The organism is Butyrivibrio hungatei NK4A153 (assembly GCF_000424465.1).
In the GTDB taxonomy this organism is placed as follows: domain Bacteria; phylum Bacillota; class Clostridia; order Lachnospirales; family Lachnospiraceae; genus Butyrivibrio; species Butyrivibrio hungatei_A.
Genome location: NZ_AUJY01000001.1, coordinates 103,588 through 118,279 on the forward strand (window position 1 = coordinate 103,588; position 14,692 = coordinate 118,279).

Sequence of the window (14,692 nt, forward strand, 5' to 3'; positions counted from 1 at the left end):
ATTATGCGGTAAATGGAAAAATAGACAGGGCTATTTGCTGTCTTTTCCCTGTCTATTATGCGGTAAATGCAAGTATGGACAGGGCTATTTGCTGTCTTTACCCTGTCTATTATGCGGTAAATGGAAATATAGACAGAGCTATTTACTGCCATTTTCCTGTCCATTATGCGGTAAATGCAAGTGTGGACAGGGATTTATTGCTTTATATTAAAGTGCACTGCCTATATTGGAGAACGATGAAAAGTGGCAGGACGATTTAGCAAGAATTTACTGCCTATATCGGGGAGCGATGAAAAGTGGCAGGACGATTATGCAAGAATTTACTGCCTATATAGGATAAGCGATGAAAAGTGGCAGGATGATTATGCAAGAAAGCACTGCCTATATAGGGCCGGTGTTGAAAAGTGGCAGAAAGATAATGCAAAAAAGCACTGCCTATATAGGGGCATTGATAAATAGTGGCAGAATAACAATGCAAAAAAGAACTGCCTATATAGGACAGATGATGAATGGTAGCAGAATAGCACGGGAAAAGAGTTGCTGCCTATGCTTTGTTGTTTTCCGTCATTACATGATATGATACCGGGTATTTATAGAGCAGGTTTGCAACGAGAATCGAGAGTAGTGAGCCTGCTATCATTATCAGAAAACCGATGGCTATTGCGCTTTTCATGTTGATCTTAAAAAATTCATCTAGCATGGATGTGAAGATGATTGTTGGAAGAAATATGATTACCATGAATATAATACTCAATAGTGTGCGTTTGCTAAATAAAATTCCATACAACATACAATTGATGCAAAGTACACTGAAAACCAAAATGAGCGTTCCGTGTTTTGCATAGCTTTCTTGTAAAGAAAGATTCGGTAACGGCTTACTTACAATATATAACCTGTGTATTGATATTAATAGAAAAGTGATTATATACAGGGGGATTTGTATATAAAAGGGGTATACGGTCTGGAGTTTTTTGGCTGACGGTGATGACTGCGCAAGTCCTGATCCGCTTGTGTTCACAATGCTCATAAAAAAGAAAATTGCGGAATTAGTAAAGAATATCATGTTTGATAAATTACTATGTGATAAGAGCTCGCCAATCATTCCTAGTAAAAACACGACTACTGATAATATAAGCTGAGATTTTAAGTGCGGATCAGTTTTGATTATTGTTATTATTTTTTGGATTTCTTTTTTCATGTGGCTCCTTAATGACAAGGTGAGATTGGGGTTTCTTGTACATAAATTATTTCACTTCATAATTGATCAAAAGCCGGCGAGGTATTTGCTAAGCTTTGTTGTTTGCCTTCATAACATGAGCTGATATTGGGTACTTATAGAGCAGGTTTGCTAGAAGGATTGAAAGCAGTGAACCAAATATTATTATCACTAATCCTGTGGTGATAGAATTTGTCAGGGTAAGTTTGTATAGTAATGACGGCACGCGTATACCAATAAAACAGATTGATAAAATTATTGGTGCATAAGTAATACAAATGCAAATTACTCCGAAAACAAAGAATTTTCGGGTGATAATCTCAGAAATAGAAATGATAAATATCGCAATGCTATACAAGATAATCAATCCGCATTGTATAGCATAGATGCGATCTGCTGACATATCGGGTATTGGCTTACTTGAAAGATAAACTCTGTGCCAGGAGAGTAGCGCAAATATAATAATGTGAAATGGCATTTGCAGAATGAATGGATATAGGGTCTGGAGTTTTTTTGCAGATGCCGAGGATTGAACTATGCTGCTTCCGCTTGATATCATGATTGATTGATATATCAGGCATACACAAGTTGACAATCCAATTATACCTGTATTTCCTAAATCTGAAGAAAACTCATAAAATACTCCTCCGACAAATAGAAATATTCCGATGAAAATCTGGGATTTTAATTGTGGAGCGGCTTTTATAATAGTTATTATTTTCTTTATTTCTTTTTTCATGTCAATACTCCTTGATGATAGAAGGCAATTTTTTTAGTCTTTTCCTTAAACTTTATTATTAAACTTCATTACATGTGCGGATATAGGGTATTTATATAGCAGGTTTGCAAAAAGAGTTGAGAGCAGTGAACCTGCTATTAGAATAAGAAAGCCTAAAGTAATAGCGATTGGAAATGAGAGATTAGTAATATTGTAAAAAGATTGAGGATGTATTATTGAATAAGAAATCATAGTTATAAAAATAAATGTAAATAATATCATACAAACAAGAGAAAGGCCAAAGAATTTATGACTTAAAATTTCATATATGGATGAAAAGAAGCATATTGCGCTAAACATTAGAATATAAAAGCATTGTAAGCTGATGTTTTCTTTTATAGACATATCAAGCGCTGGTTTACTTGCAATATAAACGCTGTTAAAGGAAACAATAAAAAAGAGGATACTGTTCACAAGTAGCTTTATATAAAAGGGAAAACTAATTTGGAGTTTTTTTGCTGATGAGGAGGTTTGGCCAAGCCCGGTGCAACTAACCGACATTATGGTCTGGTATATTTGTCCGGTAACGTTGGAAAGATAAAATAACCCCAGAATGTTATATGTACTTGATGTCTTTGCAGTTATCTCGAAACATATTCCTGCAATCAAGAACAATAATGCACTGATTATTCGTGTTTTTAATTGTGGAGCGGCTTTTATAATAGTTATTATTTTCTTTATTTCTTTTTTCATGTCAATACTCCTTGATGTTAGAAAAGCAACGATCTGTTGTGTAATTAAAAACCAAAATACTGATTATTACAGATAAAATAAAACTTATCGGAAGCCATATAATAAACGGTATATGAATGGAATCATAAATAAACAGGAACAGCATGCATGCGTTAAGCGCACCAATTATTGCGGTTAGCGGTAGTGATATATATGCGTGTACATTATTTGACAGAATATTTCTCGTAAATGTAATGATGCCTGTCGTAGTGCTGTAGTCAAGAAAGATTATGGTTGAGACAAACACCGGCAAACGCATATCTATACTATTGGCTGATATTATTGTGGCTATGATCAGGCTTAGTGTAGGAGGGATGGTCAGCTGCACAAACCTTCTTATCTGGTCTGCAATTATTGCGTCCTTTATAAAGCTGTCAACGTGAGTTGATGTTTTTATTATTCCAAGGAAAAATCCTTTTGCGGTAATTCCGTTAAAAGGCATATAGTCAGCTAATAAGGTAAAAAATGAAAGAAGCGTCATCATGATTGCTATACCCATATAGTTGTCAAATGACATAATTACCAATGCAAAAGGAACAAGAAAAGCAGGCATAACAACAAGCATTGCAATGTTATATAAAAAACTGCAAAAGCAATTATGCGCAGTTATCATTCTTGATAGATGTTTCATTTATATACTCCTCCGATCAGCTATGTGACTTAAGCTTTGTGTATGCACGCATAATGCCGACGGCAAGCTGTGAAAGAGTGGGGATAGAGGTTTCTACATCCATTCCTGCAAGCTTATCAATGTTTTCGCTGAGGCAAAGACCCTCATAACCGTAGGTATTCGAAGTTATGTCATAAAGGATATGCTTTGCGGATTCTTCGTCTTTCTTTTCACCGCGTACAAATACATATTTCTCCTTGAGGTCTTCGACGAAGCCCTGTTCGACAACGGTTCCGTTTTCGATTATGATCGCATAGTCTGTCACGTTCTCCATGTCAGAGATGTTGTGAGTGGAGAAGATAACCGATTTGTCGTTATCCTCTGAAGAAGCGAGGTATTCACGGAGCATTGAACACAGTCTTTCTCTCATAAGCGGATCAAGCGGAGAAGCGGGCTCATCCATGAGAAGGAGCTTGGTATCTCTTGCAAGAACACCTGCAAGCATGAGTTTTATGCGGTTTCCATCTGAGAGACTACTTACTTTTTTGTCTTTACCCGAACGTGAGCTGCTTGTTACCGCAAGATCTTCTAAGATCTGATCGTATTTTTCTCCGTCGAAATTATCGAACAATACAGACTGAATCTCTTTTGTCTGCTTGAGTGTCCAGTGGGGGAGGAAGTAGTGCTTGTCGGTACCGGTATAGCCGATGTGTTCTTTAACGTAAGGATCGTTTTCCCTGTCTTTTTCCGTGTAATTACCAAAGTAAGTGATTTCGCCTTTATGAACCTGCTTTATACCTGCGATCATTTCGAGCAAAGTAGTTTTACCTGCGCCGTTTTCGCCGATAAGTGCCGTTGCGAATCCTTTGGGAAAATTGATACTGTCAATATTAAGCTCGAAATGACGGTATTTTTTACTGATGTTTTTACATGAGATGACTGCTTCTGCTTTCATAGCTTAATGCCTCCGTTATTAATTATCCAATTTCTGCAATGTCTTTAGTGTGCTGATAAGCTCGCTGTCTGACATCTTCGCGATCTTTGCAAATTTGATCGCATCAAGAAGTGCGTCTTCAACCTTGCGAATATGCTGCTCTTTGAGCATTTCAGTGTCCTGGGCGTTTACGTAATAACCTTTTCCTTGGACGGCTGTTACAAGCCCTTCGCTTTCAAGCTGTTCATATGCCTTTATGGTTGTGATGACGCTGATCTTAAGTTCCTTGGCAAGTCCCCGTATCGATGGCAGGTATTCACCCTGACCGATTCGCCCTTCAAGTACCTCACCGCGGAAATAGTCAGCAATCTGCTGGTAGATTGGCACACCTGAATTCTGTGAGATTTTCATATGATTCCTCATTAAAAATACAGTTAGTGTTATTGATTCAGATGAAACTGTTTATGTGTTATATATACACTAATAACACATAGAAGTCAAATTCAAAATTTCCGAAAACATATTGACATATTACGACTGACGTAGTATTAATACTATTACAGACGTACTACGACAAACATAGTATAGCAACAAATTAAATGACATGAAGGGATCTATCTGAGAATGAAGACAAAAAAATTTATCTACGGAATACTTTTAACGTTTTTATTATTCTTTTTATTTGTGGCGTCGGAAATATTGGCAAGTATTTTTGTTCGTGATGAAACATTAAAAGATACTTTGCAAGCGGCTTCGCGCTATCTGATTGCTATATTGGGACTATTTTTGGCAAACAGGTTATACGGAACTGACTTTAGATTCAGAAGTAAAGGATTTGCAAAAGGAGTTTTTTGTACGGGAATAACACTTATGGCATTGGTTGTTCTTAATCTTTATGATGACTTTTCGCAGCCTGAAATTTCTTTTGTTAAGGCTCTTCCAAGACTTATATTCGCATTTGTTTGCAATATGGGAACCGGAATGTTTGAAGAATCAATGCTTAGAGGTACACTTTTTAACTCCTTCAGATATCGTTTTGGTGAAAGCAGAAAAGGTATAGTAAAAGCAATACTTATCTCATCGATTGTATTTGGACTTTTGCACTTTTCGAATCTTATATCTTCACCTGCAAGGGTTATCGCGACTGTTTCACAGGTTATCTATGCAATTGCAATCGGATGCTGTCTGGCTTGCGTGTACTACATTACGGATAGCATATGGGTTGTTTCTGTTTTGCACGGACTTATTGACTTTACATCCGAGTTTTGGGATTGTTTCATTAACTCGGATACCGGACTTGCGGTACAAAAAGCGACAGAGGATATAACACTTTCCGAAGGAATATATGCTGTTTCTGTAACGGTTGTTTGTGCCGTAATTGCTTTTATACAGCTCCGCAGAGAGTTTGGCAAAAGAAAGATGAAATAATCGATAGCTGTTGAAAGGGGGTGGTATAAAAACATAATAATCTGATCACACTCTAATAAATGTAAATACCCCAAGGAAAAGCGAGGACATATAGAATGGATAGCCTGTCACTATATGATCCTCGCTTTACTGTTTGCATGCGTATCGGATATAATCTGATATGTGGAGGGAAATATGACAACAGACGAGATAAGAGCAAGGCTCTTTGAACTAAAAGACGATAAGTACGCAGCATTTCACAGAAAGCTAATTCCTACAGTCAATCCCGATAAGGTGCTCGGCGTGAGAACTCCTGCGCTTAAGAAGTTTGCAAAAGAGGTTGCAAAAGATGAGGAAGGGTGCACGGCTTTTTTACAGGAGCTTCCGCACAGATATTACGACGAGAACCAGCTCCATGCCTTCATAATATCCGGGATAAAAGAATATGAAAGCTGCGTTTTTGAAGTTGAAAAATTCCTTCCGTACGTTGATAACTGGGCAACCTGCGATCAGATGTTGCCGGCGGCATTTAAGAAAAACAAAGATGAACTTGTAAAGAAGATATACGAATGGCTCGATTCGGATAAGACATATACAGTGCGATTCGGCATAGGTATGCTTATGAAGCATTATCTTGAGGAGGATTTTAAACCGGAATATCTTGAGAGAGTATCGTTGATCAGGTCTGATGAATATTACATTCAGATGATGATAGCGTGGTATTTTGCAACTGCGCTCAGCTTTCGCTATGACGACGCGCTTCCGTACATAAGAGACAATAAACTTGATCCCGATGTTAAGAAAAAGACTGTCAGAAAGGCGATTGAAAGCTATCGGATATCCAAAGAACAGAAAGATTATCTCAGAAATTGTTGATTAAGCGTAAATTAAAAAAAAATTTACAACACGTAATAATTTGAAGATGCCGATGGATAGGGGGTTCCCGCGAACGGAAACGGTAAAATTTTGTGGAAAATCGTACACATTTATGGTGCAGAAGTATAAAATATGTGCGGAATGAAGCAATAAATCAATCTTTATGATACAATAATATGCAGTTAAGGAGAAATGTGTATGCGTATTATTAATATTATAGAAAACACTGCAGGTAAAAATGACTGCATACCGGAGCATGGATTGTGCTTCTACGTAGAGACCAAGAAACATAAGATTCTCGTAGATACCGGAGCATCCGGACTTCTTGTAGAGAATGCAGATCAGCTTGGAATAGATTTAGCGGATGTGGACACTGTTGTTATCACACACGGTCATTACGACCATGGCGGCGGTATCCTTTCATTTGTAGATCTGAATGATACTGCGACGATTTATATAAGTGAACATGCTTTTCAGAAGTTCTACTCGACGTCGCGCGGAAGAAGACCCAGATATATTGGTCTTAGCAGAAAGGTAAAAGACCTTCCTCAATTGGAAATCTTAGAGGATGGCGTAACAAAAATTGACGATGAGCTTACTATCTTTTCCGATATAGGGGACAGATATGAGAACCCCCAGACGAACAGCACTCTTTTTATAAAAGATGGCGGAGAGCTTGTAGAGGATGATTTTGCTCATGAGCAGTGCCTTGTTGTTTCAACCGAAGGTAAAAAAATATTATTTTCGGGCTGTGCACATCACGGTATTCAGAATATAATGGATAAGTATGTGTCGATATTTAAGAGCGATCCCGACGCGGTAATAAGTGGTTTTCACACTGCAAGGGACAGAGGATACTCCAAAGAAGATATCAAGGAGATCCGTAATATCGCAAAAGATCTCACAGAGTACGAATCGGTATTCTATACAGGTCACTGCACGGGCGTTGAGCCGTTTGAAGAGATGCAGAAGATTCTGAAGGACAAGATAAAGTACGTTCACTGCGGCGATGAGATCAAATTCTCTGATTCGAGAAAGAGCAATGATTCGAGAAAGAGCAAGAGCAGAAGCAGAGACAGAGACTTTGATATGGACATGGATATGGATGTTGATAATGACATCGATAATGATATCGATAATGATATCGATGACGATGAAGAGGATACAAGAACATCCGGCTCAAGAAGTTCCAGAGCTTCAAGACGTAAAGAAGAACCTGAATCAAGTCCGAGAGAGAGAAGATCGTCAAGGGCAAAAGAGTCGGTTGAATCAAGACCCAGGGAAAAAGCGTCTTCGAGAGCAAAAGAAGCCGTGGTTTCAAAGCCTAAAGAGGCTTCGAATTCAAGAGTTAAACAGGCCGTAGTTTCAAAGCCTAAAGAGACAGCAGCTGCTAAGAAAAAAGAAGCAGAACATGTAAAATCAAAGGATACAGCACCTGAGAAGAAAGAAGAAACAGTGGTTGTAAGAGCTGAAGATACCGTAAGGGCAAAATACAGAAGGATAACAGAGACTCTTATCAAAAGAGGATTATCTTTTACATCAATGGAAAGTTGTACGTCGGGGCTTATCGCTTCGCTTATAACAGATACAGAGGGCTCATCGGCCGTAATGAAGGGCGCTTATATTACTTACAGTAATGAAGCCAAGGTTCTCCACGGAGTTCCTAAGGAAACCATCGATAAGTACGGAGTATATTCCTATGAGACTGCCGAAGATATGGCATTCTCCGCAGGCGCAATCTATGAAGCGGATGTTGCTATCGGAGTAACCGGAACGATGGGAAATTCCGATCCTTCAAATGATGACAGCGTTCCGGGAGAGGTTTATTTTGCGATTGCTTCCAAATTTGGAAACAGAAGCTATCATGCGAATATACCCCCGAAACACTCAAGATATGAGTATAAGCTTGCCGTCGCTGAACTTGTGGCGGACAAATTAATAGAGATTATAGGCAAATAATTCACGGAGGGATTCATAAAAAATGCAGAAATGGGCAAGACTTTTATATCAGCCGGCGCTACCTTTAAACGGGAAGGTGCCTGTTACGGGAAGCGAGGAACATATCAGTATTTCCAAAAAAGCTGCGGATGAAAGTGTTGTTCTCTTAAAGAACAATGGGCTTTTGCCTCTCAAAAACGTTGAGAAGGTGGCTCTGCTTGGTAAAGCGTCATATGAGTACGTTAAAGGCGGCGGAGGTTCCGGAGACGTTTACTGCGAATATACAAGATCGTTGTACGACGGACTTAAGATGCGCGGTGTCAAGGTGTACGAGCCTATTATTGAATACTACAAGGAAGAACTTGATAAGCAGTACAAGAAGGGCTGCGTTCCGGGAATGACCAAGGAACCGACTATCCCTTCCGTTATTCTTAAGAATGCTACAAGATTTTCCGAGACAGCTATCGTTGTTATCAACAGATTCTCAGGCGAAGGTTGGGATCGAAGCGATATAGACGGAGACATCGAAACGTTTAATCCATGGCCTGCCGGAGTTAAGATGACAACTTTATCGAAAGTCATCTTCCCTGATGGAGATTTTTATCTTTCATTTGAGGAAAAAGAGCTTGTCCAAAATGCATGTGATATCTTTGAAAATGTAGTTGTTGTTCTCAACATTGGCGGTGTTATGGACTGCAGATGGATAGAGGGCAATGACAGGATTGATGCGGCTGTTTATATGGGACAGGGCGGAATGGAAGGCGGTCTTGCGGCAGCAGACGTTATTCTTGGAAACATTTGTCCTTCGGGAAGACTTGCCGATACATTTGCGGGAACTCTTGATGATTATCCGTCAACAAAGGGATATCACGATTCTTTTGATTACGTGGATTACACGGAAGATATCTATGTTGGGTACAGATTTTTTGAGACCTTCGAGGGAGCTTCCGACAGAGTTATCTATCCGTTCGGATACGGATTGTCATATACAACTTTTGATATAGAAGTTTTGGGTGCCGTCAAAAAAGAGGACACCATCATTTTCAATGTAAAAGTTACAAATACAGGAAGAGTGGCAGGAAAAGAAGTTGTGCAGCTCTATGTTTCGGCACCTGCCGGCAAACTTCTTAAACCTAAAAAGAGCCTTGTTGATTTCGAGAAGACAAAAGAGCTTCAGCCCGGCGAGGCACAGCTTATGACACTTAAGATCACTGAATACGGCCTTTCATCTTATGATGATCTCGGAAAGTTCAGTGATGCATCTTATGTTCTTGAAAAGGGAAAATATGAATTCTACCTTGGAAGCAATGTAAGAGATGCGGCAAAGATATCTTTCTTCTGGGAGAACTTTGTTGATAAGGTTGTATGTACTTTAAGCCACAAGGCTGTTCCCGCAGCGCTTAAAAAGAGACTTTTGGGCGACGGAACATATGAAGAACTTCCTGTTTTTGAGAAACCTGACAAGAATGAAAGTGTAATAGAGAAGATGGAGCCAGGTACGGAGGAAGCGCTTGCTCCTACTGAAAAAGGACTTAAGAGACATTATTACACAATGCCGTTGATAGAGGGGGCCAAGCAGCTTTCAGATGTTGCGGAAGGCAAGATAAGTCTTGATGAATTTATGGAACAGCTTTCTGTAAATGATATGATAGAGCTTCTGGGAGGCCAGCCCAACACAGGTGTTGCCAATGTATTCGGTTTTGGTAATATGGACGAATACGGCATTCCAAATGCAATGACAGCTGACGGACCTGCAGGTGTTCGTATCATGCCTGAGACCGGAATCAGGACTACGGCATTCCCATGTGCTACTTCAATTGCATGTACATGGAACAAAGAAATCGCTGAAGAAGTGGGAAGAGCAGGCGGAGAAGAGCTTAAAGAGAATAACCTCTGCGTATGGCTTACACCTGCGATCAATATACACAGAAATCCCATGTGCGGAAGAAATTTCGAATATTATTCGGAAGATCCTTACCTTACAGGTAAGATGGCAGCAGCCATGGTGCGCGGAATTCAGAAGAATCATGTCGGTGCTTGTGTTAAGCACTTTGCTTGCAATAACAAGGAGATCAACAGAAAGCACTGCGATTCAAGAGTATCTGAAAGAGCGCTAAGAGAAATCTATTTAAAGCCTTTTGAGATGATCGTAAAAGAAGAGCAGCCTTACACCATAATGTCATCTTACAATGTGGTTAACGGCGAAAGAGCTTCTGAGTGCAGAGACCTTATAACAGGTATCCTTCGCGAGGAGTGGGGATATACAGGACTTGTTATGTCCGACTGGTGGACAAGAGGAGAGCACTATAAAGAGATCAACGCAGGTAATGACCTTAAGATGGCAACAGGATTCCCTGAGAGAGTCAAGGAAGCACTTGAACTCGGCGCCGTAAGCGAAGAGAACATTCGTATAAGTGCCAAGAGAGTGCTGAAAACACTGCTTAAATTTGATTGATATTTAATAGAACAATATGAAAAGGACTAAAGAGATATGACTCTTTAGTCCTTTTTTCTTAGTGGGGGTTTAACATGCAGTTTTTATTTTGTTTCGCCTGAACTTTCGGTAGCTTCTGTTGGAGCGGCATCGTCGGACGCCTCGTTCGTAGATGAAACGCTTGCAGAATTATCAGCGGATGGGTCAACATATGAATTCTCGGCGCTGTTGCCGCATCCTATAAGTGTAAATACAATAGCAGAAGTAAATAAAAAAGCTTTTATTTTATCCCTTTTCATCTTTTCTCTCTTTTCTCTATTATGTTTTTATTTAGAACTGTTTAGCTCCACTGGAACTTTTTGTAATTTACATTATTCTGATACTCGATAGAAGCAACCTTTCCGTTTTCGACGGAAAAACTGATTCTGACATCACCAAGCTCATAGACGAATGATTCACCGAAATAGGCAATATATTCTTCTTCTGTCAATTCTCTTCCTGTAGGACCGTCAAATACCTGGTTGTGTTTGCCGTTAGGAGTTCCGTAAGCGGCGATAAGTTCTTCCTTGGAGCTTCCAACCTTGATATTACGTGCGGTTGTCATTCCTGCTACACGTGTGGATATTGTAATAGGAGTTTCTGTTCCGAAATCACTTCTACATATCATACCGACTGCCTGATTTTTGCCATATGCATAATAGGATTGCAGGCTCTGTATATTTGAATCTGCAGGAACATATCCGCCCATTGCTTTATTCACCGCATCAAAGCTATCCATTATGGATACAACGTTTCCGTTATAAGTAAACTGATAATCCTTGACGTCGCCCTTATTAGCTGTGTTAGAAGATGCGGTAGCCTTGTTTTCTTCAGGGGCAGCAGGTGTAGTAGAAGTGGTTGCCGCTGCGGTATTGGCTTTTTCGTTAGCCAAAGCCTCTTTATTGGACTTATCTACGTTGGCATTGTGATCAAATGCAAACCATGCTACCTTATCGGTCTTTTCGCTAAAGCAGAAGTATAAGCTGAATTTATCGAACTTATATTTATAACTGTATTCTGTGCCGGTACCGCCTTCAAAATATCCCTTCTCAACAGGCTTTCCATATAAAGATGTTATTTGATCAACTGTGTCTCCGACACCTGCATTGCGGGATGTCTTTATATCTTTCCTGTTATATACGGAAAGGCTGAGCGGAAGTTCCTTGCCCTCACTTAGATAGGTAGAGTAGTGGATGTTTCCTGAATCATAAGAATAGTTATATTCGTTGAGGGAATAGGTCTTTTTGTCTTCGTAAGTTCCGAGATCGGCAAGTGTTTTTGCTGAATCGTCCAATACTGAAAGAACCTTACCGTTATAAATAATCTCGTTCTCAGCAAGTTTTGTCTGGGTTTGCTGTGAGGTTGCGGTAGCTGCGGCATCTGTTTTGGCCTCGGACTTATCGGTTGATGAAGCAGTAGTAGCTGCGTCTGATACCTCAGAAGATGCGGCTGTTGCTGAAGATGTTTCTGATGAAGCTGCAGTTGCTGCTTCTGCAGAAGATGCGTTGGAAGAAGCGTCTTCACCGGCAACCATCTCAGCCTTTGCGATTTCTCTCTTTGCTTCCTCAGTCATTTCCATTTCACTGCTTCCCTCAGTAGCGCTCATTGATGTTCCGTCGCAGCCTACAAGCGATAACATCATTGCAGATGCCAAAAGGGCTGCTGCTGTTGTGTGTCTCTTCATGGTGCTTCTCCTTTTCATTTTGGTAATAATTTATGAGTAACCTTATGTGCCTGACATTACTTGTGCTTCAACCAGGTTACTGAAGGTTTCATTATTTGCTTTATTAGTAAAAGAGTAAAAACCTACCTTGCCGTTCTCGATTCCGAAGGATATAGAATATGAATCGAATTCATACCAATTCATTTTGCCCTTGATTCCGTCACCGCGCTCATATTCTTCCTTGTCTCCAAACGGTTCGCCGTAAGCAGCGATCATTTCTTCTTTTGTACTTCCAATGCCTATATTACGGGCTGTATTTATGCCTTCTTTGTTTATGTTCATCTTGTATGCATATTCTTTTCCGTCTTTAACATAAGTTGACAGACTAACGCCGGAGTCAAATTTGTATATAGGCATTGTTTCTCCCCAAAACTCGATGTCTTTATCTGAAGGGGTGCCAAGGTCTGCCAATGTTTTTTCTGCGTCGTTAAGAACTGAAACGGCTTTGCCGTTCACGGTGACTGTTGTTTCAGTGATGGCGTCTCCGTTTTCCGATGCGCTTGAATCTGTGGTTTCTTCACTTTCAGCTGAAGTAGTTTCTTCTGTTTCGCCGGCTTCTCCGGTCTCTTCGGGAGCTACTTCGGAAAGCTGCAACTCGCCTTCTGCTTCGGAAGCATCAGATGATGGAGCACTACATCCCATAAGCGAAAGAATAATAGATGCCGCCAAAAGGATAGGTAATGTCGAACTTTTTTTCATGTTGTTTTCCTCCGTTTTTCATGGTTTTATTTGGTGTCATTTATTACATATTCAATCTTGTAAACCTTATCATCATCATCAAAATAGAAGATGATGTAGTAATCTTCAAAATCACAAAGAATCCAGTTCCCGATTCGCTCACCGGCATTGTCGTAGGCGGCGATGACTTCGTCCTGGGTGCTTCCTATACTTATGCCGTTTGAAGTACGCACGCTTTCGTCGGATATGGTGTACATAAATGTCGCATCGTTTGACATAGTATAATCAATGGTAGGAGAGTGATAACCATCGAAGTATTCTTTGTTGAAGTGGAGGTAGGTAGAGACCTCTCCGGTATCACATGTACTTAATATATCAATGACTGTATTCGGATCGTCGAAAAGAGAAAGCATATTTCCCTTATATTCAAAAGCTGCATCGGCTAAGTTCTTTTCTTTGGTCTGTGGTTGAGACGAAAGTGTGGCAGCGCTTGAAGCGGTGTCTGAAATGTTGCCGCAGCCCATAAGTGTTAGGACTATTGCAGATATTGAAATGATTGATGTTACGATTCGTTTACTCATGATAGGGTCTCCTCATTGCATTAACTAAGATAATACTGCTTTTTTAATTGAGCGCACAGCTGTACTTGTTGCCGTTATCGTTGTTTAAGTATGAGAAGGATGTAAGTTTTTTGTCGTTATCCAGGCTGAAAGTTATTGAAAAACTTCCCATATCATAATCAAGATCGTATATATTTACCTCGGGAAAATCAGCAATCTCACTGGGCTTTCCATAGGCTGATATTATTTCTTTTTCAGTATTTCCGATACTTATTCCCTTTGAGGTCTTAATACTTTTATCATGGACAAGAATATAGTCAGGGGCTTCGGTGCCGTTGCTTAGTTTAAAGGCAGAGTACTCAATGATGTCGGGATCTGTTCCGAAGAGGTAGGTCTCAGAATTATTGTATGCTGAAGGTTCGCTGCTTGTGGGCGTACCAAGAGCTGCAAGGACTGTTTGGGTATCATCGAGAATAGAGACTGTATTTCCGTTATATTCAAAAACTGCATCTTCTGAATTGGTGATCTTTTCAGGCTCAACGGGTATTTCGTCCGAACTTTTTTCATTAACTGTAGTTGCTTTAGTGGCATTCATAGTTTCGGCTTTGTCAGCGATAACTTCGATGGCAGATGCTTCTTCGGCAGCAGAAACGCTGTCGGGTGAAGTTACGCCACATCCTACGAGTGCAAGTGCTATAACAAATATCAATAAAAAACTTGTTCTTCTCTTCATCATTTTTCCTCTGGTTTAAACTTATCTTTATGAA

Annotated in this window: 15 protein-coding genes; 5 read left to right on the forward strand and 10 right to left on the reverse strand. The window is 39.9% G+C overall.

The annotated features are described in order from the left end of the window. Nucleotides 1-243 precede the first annotated feature (243 nt). Nucleotides 244-459, forward strand: coding sequence for a hypothetical protein (locus tag G628_RS0100470; RefSeq protein ID WP_027208200.1), 216 nt, complete (start codon nt 244-246; stop codon nt 457-459). Between the two features lie 827 nt (nt 460-1,286). Here the strand turns inward: G628_RS0100470 and G628_RS0100480 are convergent. The 5 genes from G628_RS0100480 to G628_RS0100500 are packed head-to-tail and all read right to left on the reverse strand — an operon-like array spanning nt 1,287 to nt 4,681. Beyond that, nucleotides 1,287-1,955, reverse strand: coding sequence for a hypothetical protein (locus G628_RS0100480; RefSeq protein ID WP_027208202.1), 669 nt, complete (start codon nt 1,953-1,955; stop codon nt 1,287-1,289). 45 nt (nt 1,956-2,000) lie between these two features. Continuing rightward, a complete protein-coding gene (locus G628_RS0100485) occupies nt 2,001-2,687 on the reverse strand; it encodes a hypothetical protein (protein WP_027208203.1) in 687 nt (228 codons plus the stop codon). A 1-nt stretch (nt 2,688) separates the two neighbouring features. Next, nucleotides 2,689-3,357 carry a hypothetical protein gene (locus G628_RS0100490; protein WP_026655269.1) on the reverse strand — a complete coding sequence of 223 codons (669 nt, stop codon included), beginning with the start codon at nt 3,355-3,357 and terminating at the stop codon, nt 2,689-2,691. 16 nt (nt 3,358-3,373) lie between these two features. Then, entirely contained in the window at nt 3,374-4,291 is a 918-nt protein-coding gene (locus G628_RS0100495; RefSeq protein ID WP_027208204.1) for an ATP-binding cassette domain-containing protein, read from the reverse strand. An 18-nt stretch (nt 4,292-4,309) separates the two neighbouring features. Continuing rightward, a complete protein-coding gene (locus G628_RS0100500; RefSeq protein ID WP_026655267.1) occupies nt 4,310-4,681 on the reverse strand; it encodes a GntR family transcriptional regulator in 372 nt (123 codons plus the stop codon). 213 nt (nt 4,682-4,894) lie between these two features. Between G628_RS0100500 and G628_RS17805 the strand changes: the two genes are divergently transcribed. The 4 genes from G628_RS17805 (at nt 4,895) to G628_RS0100520 (ending at nt 10,946) form a co-directional block, all read left to right on the forward strand. Beyond that, the gene (locus tag G628_RS17805; protein ID WP_051198922.1) at nt 4,895-5,698 is read left to right on the forward strand and encodes a CPBP family intramembrane glutamic endopeptidase; all 804 of its coding nucleotides are present in this window, start codon (nt 4,895-4,897) and stop codon (nt 5,696-5,698) included. 174 nt (nt 5,699-5,872) lie between these two features. After that, complete coding sequence (locus G628_RS0100510) at nt 5,873-6,553, forward strand: DNA alkylation repair protein (protein WP_027208205.1); 681 nt, start codon at nt 5,873-5,875, stop codon at nt 6,551-6,553. A gap of 198 nt (nt 6,554-6,751) precedes the next feature. Then, nucleotides 6,752-8,512 carry a nicotinamide-nucleotide amidohydrolase family protein gene (locus G628_RS17810; protein WP_051198923.1) on the forward strand — a complete coding sequence of 587 codons (1,761 nt, stop codon included), beginning with the start codon at nt 6,752-6,754 and terminating at the stop codon, nt 8,510-8,512. A 22-nt stretch (nt 8,513-8,534) separates the two neighbouring features. After that, the gene (locus G628_RS0100520; protein ID WP_027208206.1) at nt 8,535-10,946 is read left to right on the forward strand and encodes a glycoside hydrolase family 3 protein; all 2,412 of its coding nucleotides are present in this window, start codon (nt 8,535-8,537) and stop codon (nt 10,944-10,946) included. Between the two features lie 83 nt (nt 10,947-11,029). Here G628_RS0100520 and G628_RS0100525 read toward each other — a convergent pair whose 3' ends face one another. Genes G628_RS0100525 through G628_RS0100545 form a run of 5 tightly spaced genes read right to left on the reverse strand, consistent with a single transcriptional unit; the run spans nt 11,030 to nt 14,661 of the window. Continuing rightward, nucleotides 11,030-11,224 carry a hypothetical protein gene (locus G628_RS0100525; RefSeq protein ID WP_027208207.1) on the reverse strand — a complete coding sequence of 65 codons (195 nt, stop codon included), beginning with the start codon at nt 11,222-11,224 and terminating at the stop codon, nt 11,030-11,032. A gap of 41 nt (nt 11,225-11,265) precedes the next feature. Then, complete coding sequence (locus tag G628_RS0100530; RefSeq protein ID WP_027208208.1) at nt 11,266-12,648, reverse strand: hypothetical protein; 1,383 nt, start codon at nt 12,646-12,648, stop codon at nt 11,266-11,268. Nucleotides 12,649-12,690: 42 nt separating this feature from the next. Then, nucleotides 12,691-13,386 carry a hypothetical protein gene (locus tag G628_RS0100535; RefSeq protein ID WP_027208209.1) on the reverse strand — a complete coding sequence of 232 codons (696 nt, stop codon included), beginning with the start codon at nt 13,384-13,386 and terminating at the stop codon, nt 12,691-12,693. A 26-nt stretch (nt 13,387-13,412) separates the two neighbouring features. After that, nucleotides 13,413-13,946 carry a hypothetical protein gene (locus G628_RS0100540; protein ID WP_026655260.1) on the reverse strand — a complete coding sequence of 178 codons (534 nt, stop codon included), beginning with the start codon at nt 13,944-13,946 and terminating at the stop codon, nt 13,413-13,415. A 43-nt stretch (nt 13,947-13,989) separates the two neighbouring features. Then, the gene (locus G628_RS0100545; RefSeq protein ID WP_155833740.1) at nt 13,990-14,661 is read right to left on the reverse strand and encodes a hypothetical protein; all 672 of its coding nucleotides are present in this window, start codon (nt 14,659-14,661) and stop codon (nt 13,990-13,992) included. Between the last annotated feature and the right edge of the window lie 31 nt (nt 14,662-14,692).

Bases quoted from the DNA above. Each gene is read 5' to 3' on its own strand.
- G628_RS17810 (WP_051198923.1), top strand. From the start codon at position 6,752: ATGCGTATTATTAATATTATAGAAAACACTGCAGGTAAAAATGACTGC.
- G628_RS17805 (WP_051198922.1), top strand. From the start codon at position 4,895: ATGAAGACAAAAAAATTTATCTACGGAATACTTTTAACGTTTTTATTA.
- G628_RS0100520 (WP_027208206.1), top strand. From the start codon at position 8,535: ATGCAGAAATGGGCAAGACTTTTATATCAGCCGGCGCTACCTTTAAAC.
- G628_RS0100525 (WP_027208207.1), bottom strand. From the start codon at position 11,224: ATGAAAAGGGATAAAATAAAAGCTTTTTTATTTACTTCTGCTATTGTA.
- G628_RS0100500 (WP_026655267.1), bottom strand. From the start codon at position 4,681: ATGAAAATCTCACAGAATTCAGGTGTGCCAATCTACCAGCAGATTGCT.
- G628_RS0100535 (WP_027208209.1), bottom strand. From the start codon at position 13,386: ATGAAAAAAAGTTCGACATTACCTATCCTTTTGGCGGCATCTATTATT.
- G628_RS0100485 (WP_027208203.1), bottom strand. From the start codon at position 2,687: ATGAAAAAAGAAATAAAGAAAATAATAACTATTATAAAAGCCGCTCCA.
- G628_RS0100530 (WP_027208208.1), bottom strand. From the start codon at position 12,648: ATGAAGAGACACACAACAGCAGCAGCCCTTTTGGCATCTGCAATGATG.
- G628_RS0100495 (WP_027208204.1), bottom strand. From the start codon at position 4,291: ATGAAAGCAGAAGCAGTCATCTCATGTAAAAACATCAGTAAAAAATAC.
- G628_RS0100490 (WP_026655269.1), bottom strand. From the start codon at position 3,357: ATGAAACATCTATCAAGAATGATAACTGCGCATAATTGCTTTTGCAGT.
- G628_RS0100545 (WP_155833740.1), bottom strand. From the start codon at position 14,661: ATGATGAAGAGAAGAACAAGTTTTTTATTGATATTTGTTATAGCACTT.
- G628_RS0100510 (WP_027208205.1), top strand. From the start codon at position 5,873: ATGACAACAGACGAGATAAGAGCAAGGCTCTTTGAACTAAAAGACGAT.
- G628_RS0100540 (WP_026655260.1), bottom strand. From the start codon at position 13,946: ATGAGTAAACGAATCGTAACATCAATCATTTCAATATCTGCAATAGTC.
- G628_RS0100480 (WP_027208202.1), bottom strand. From the start codon at position 1,955: ATGAAAAAAGAAATAAAGAAAATAATAACTATTATAAAAGCCGCTCCA.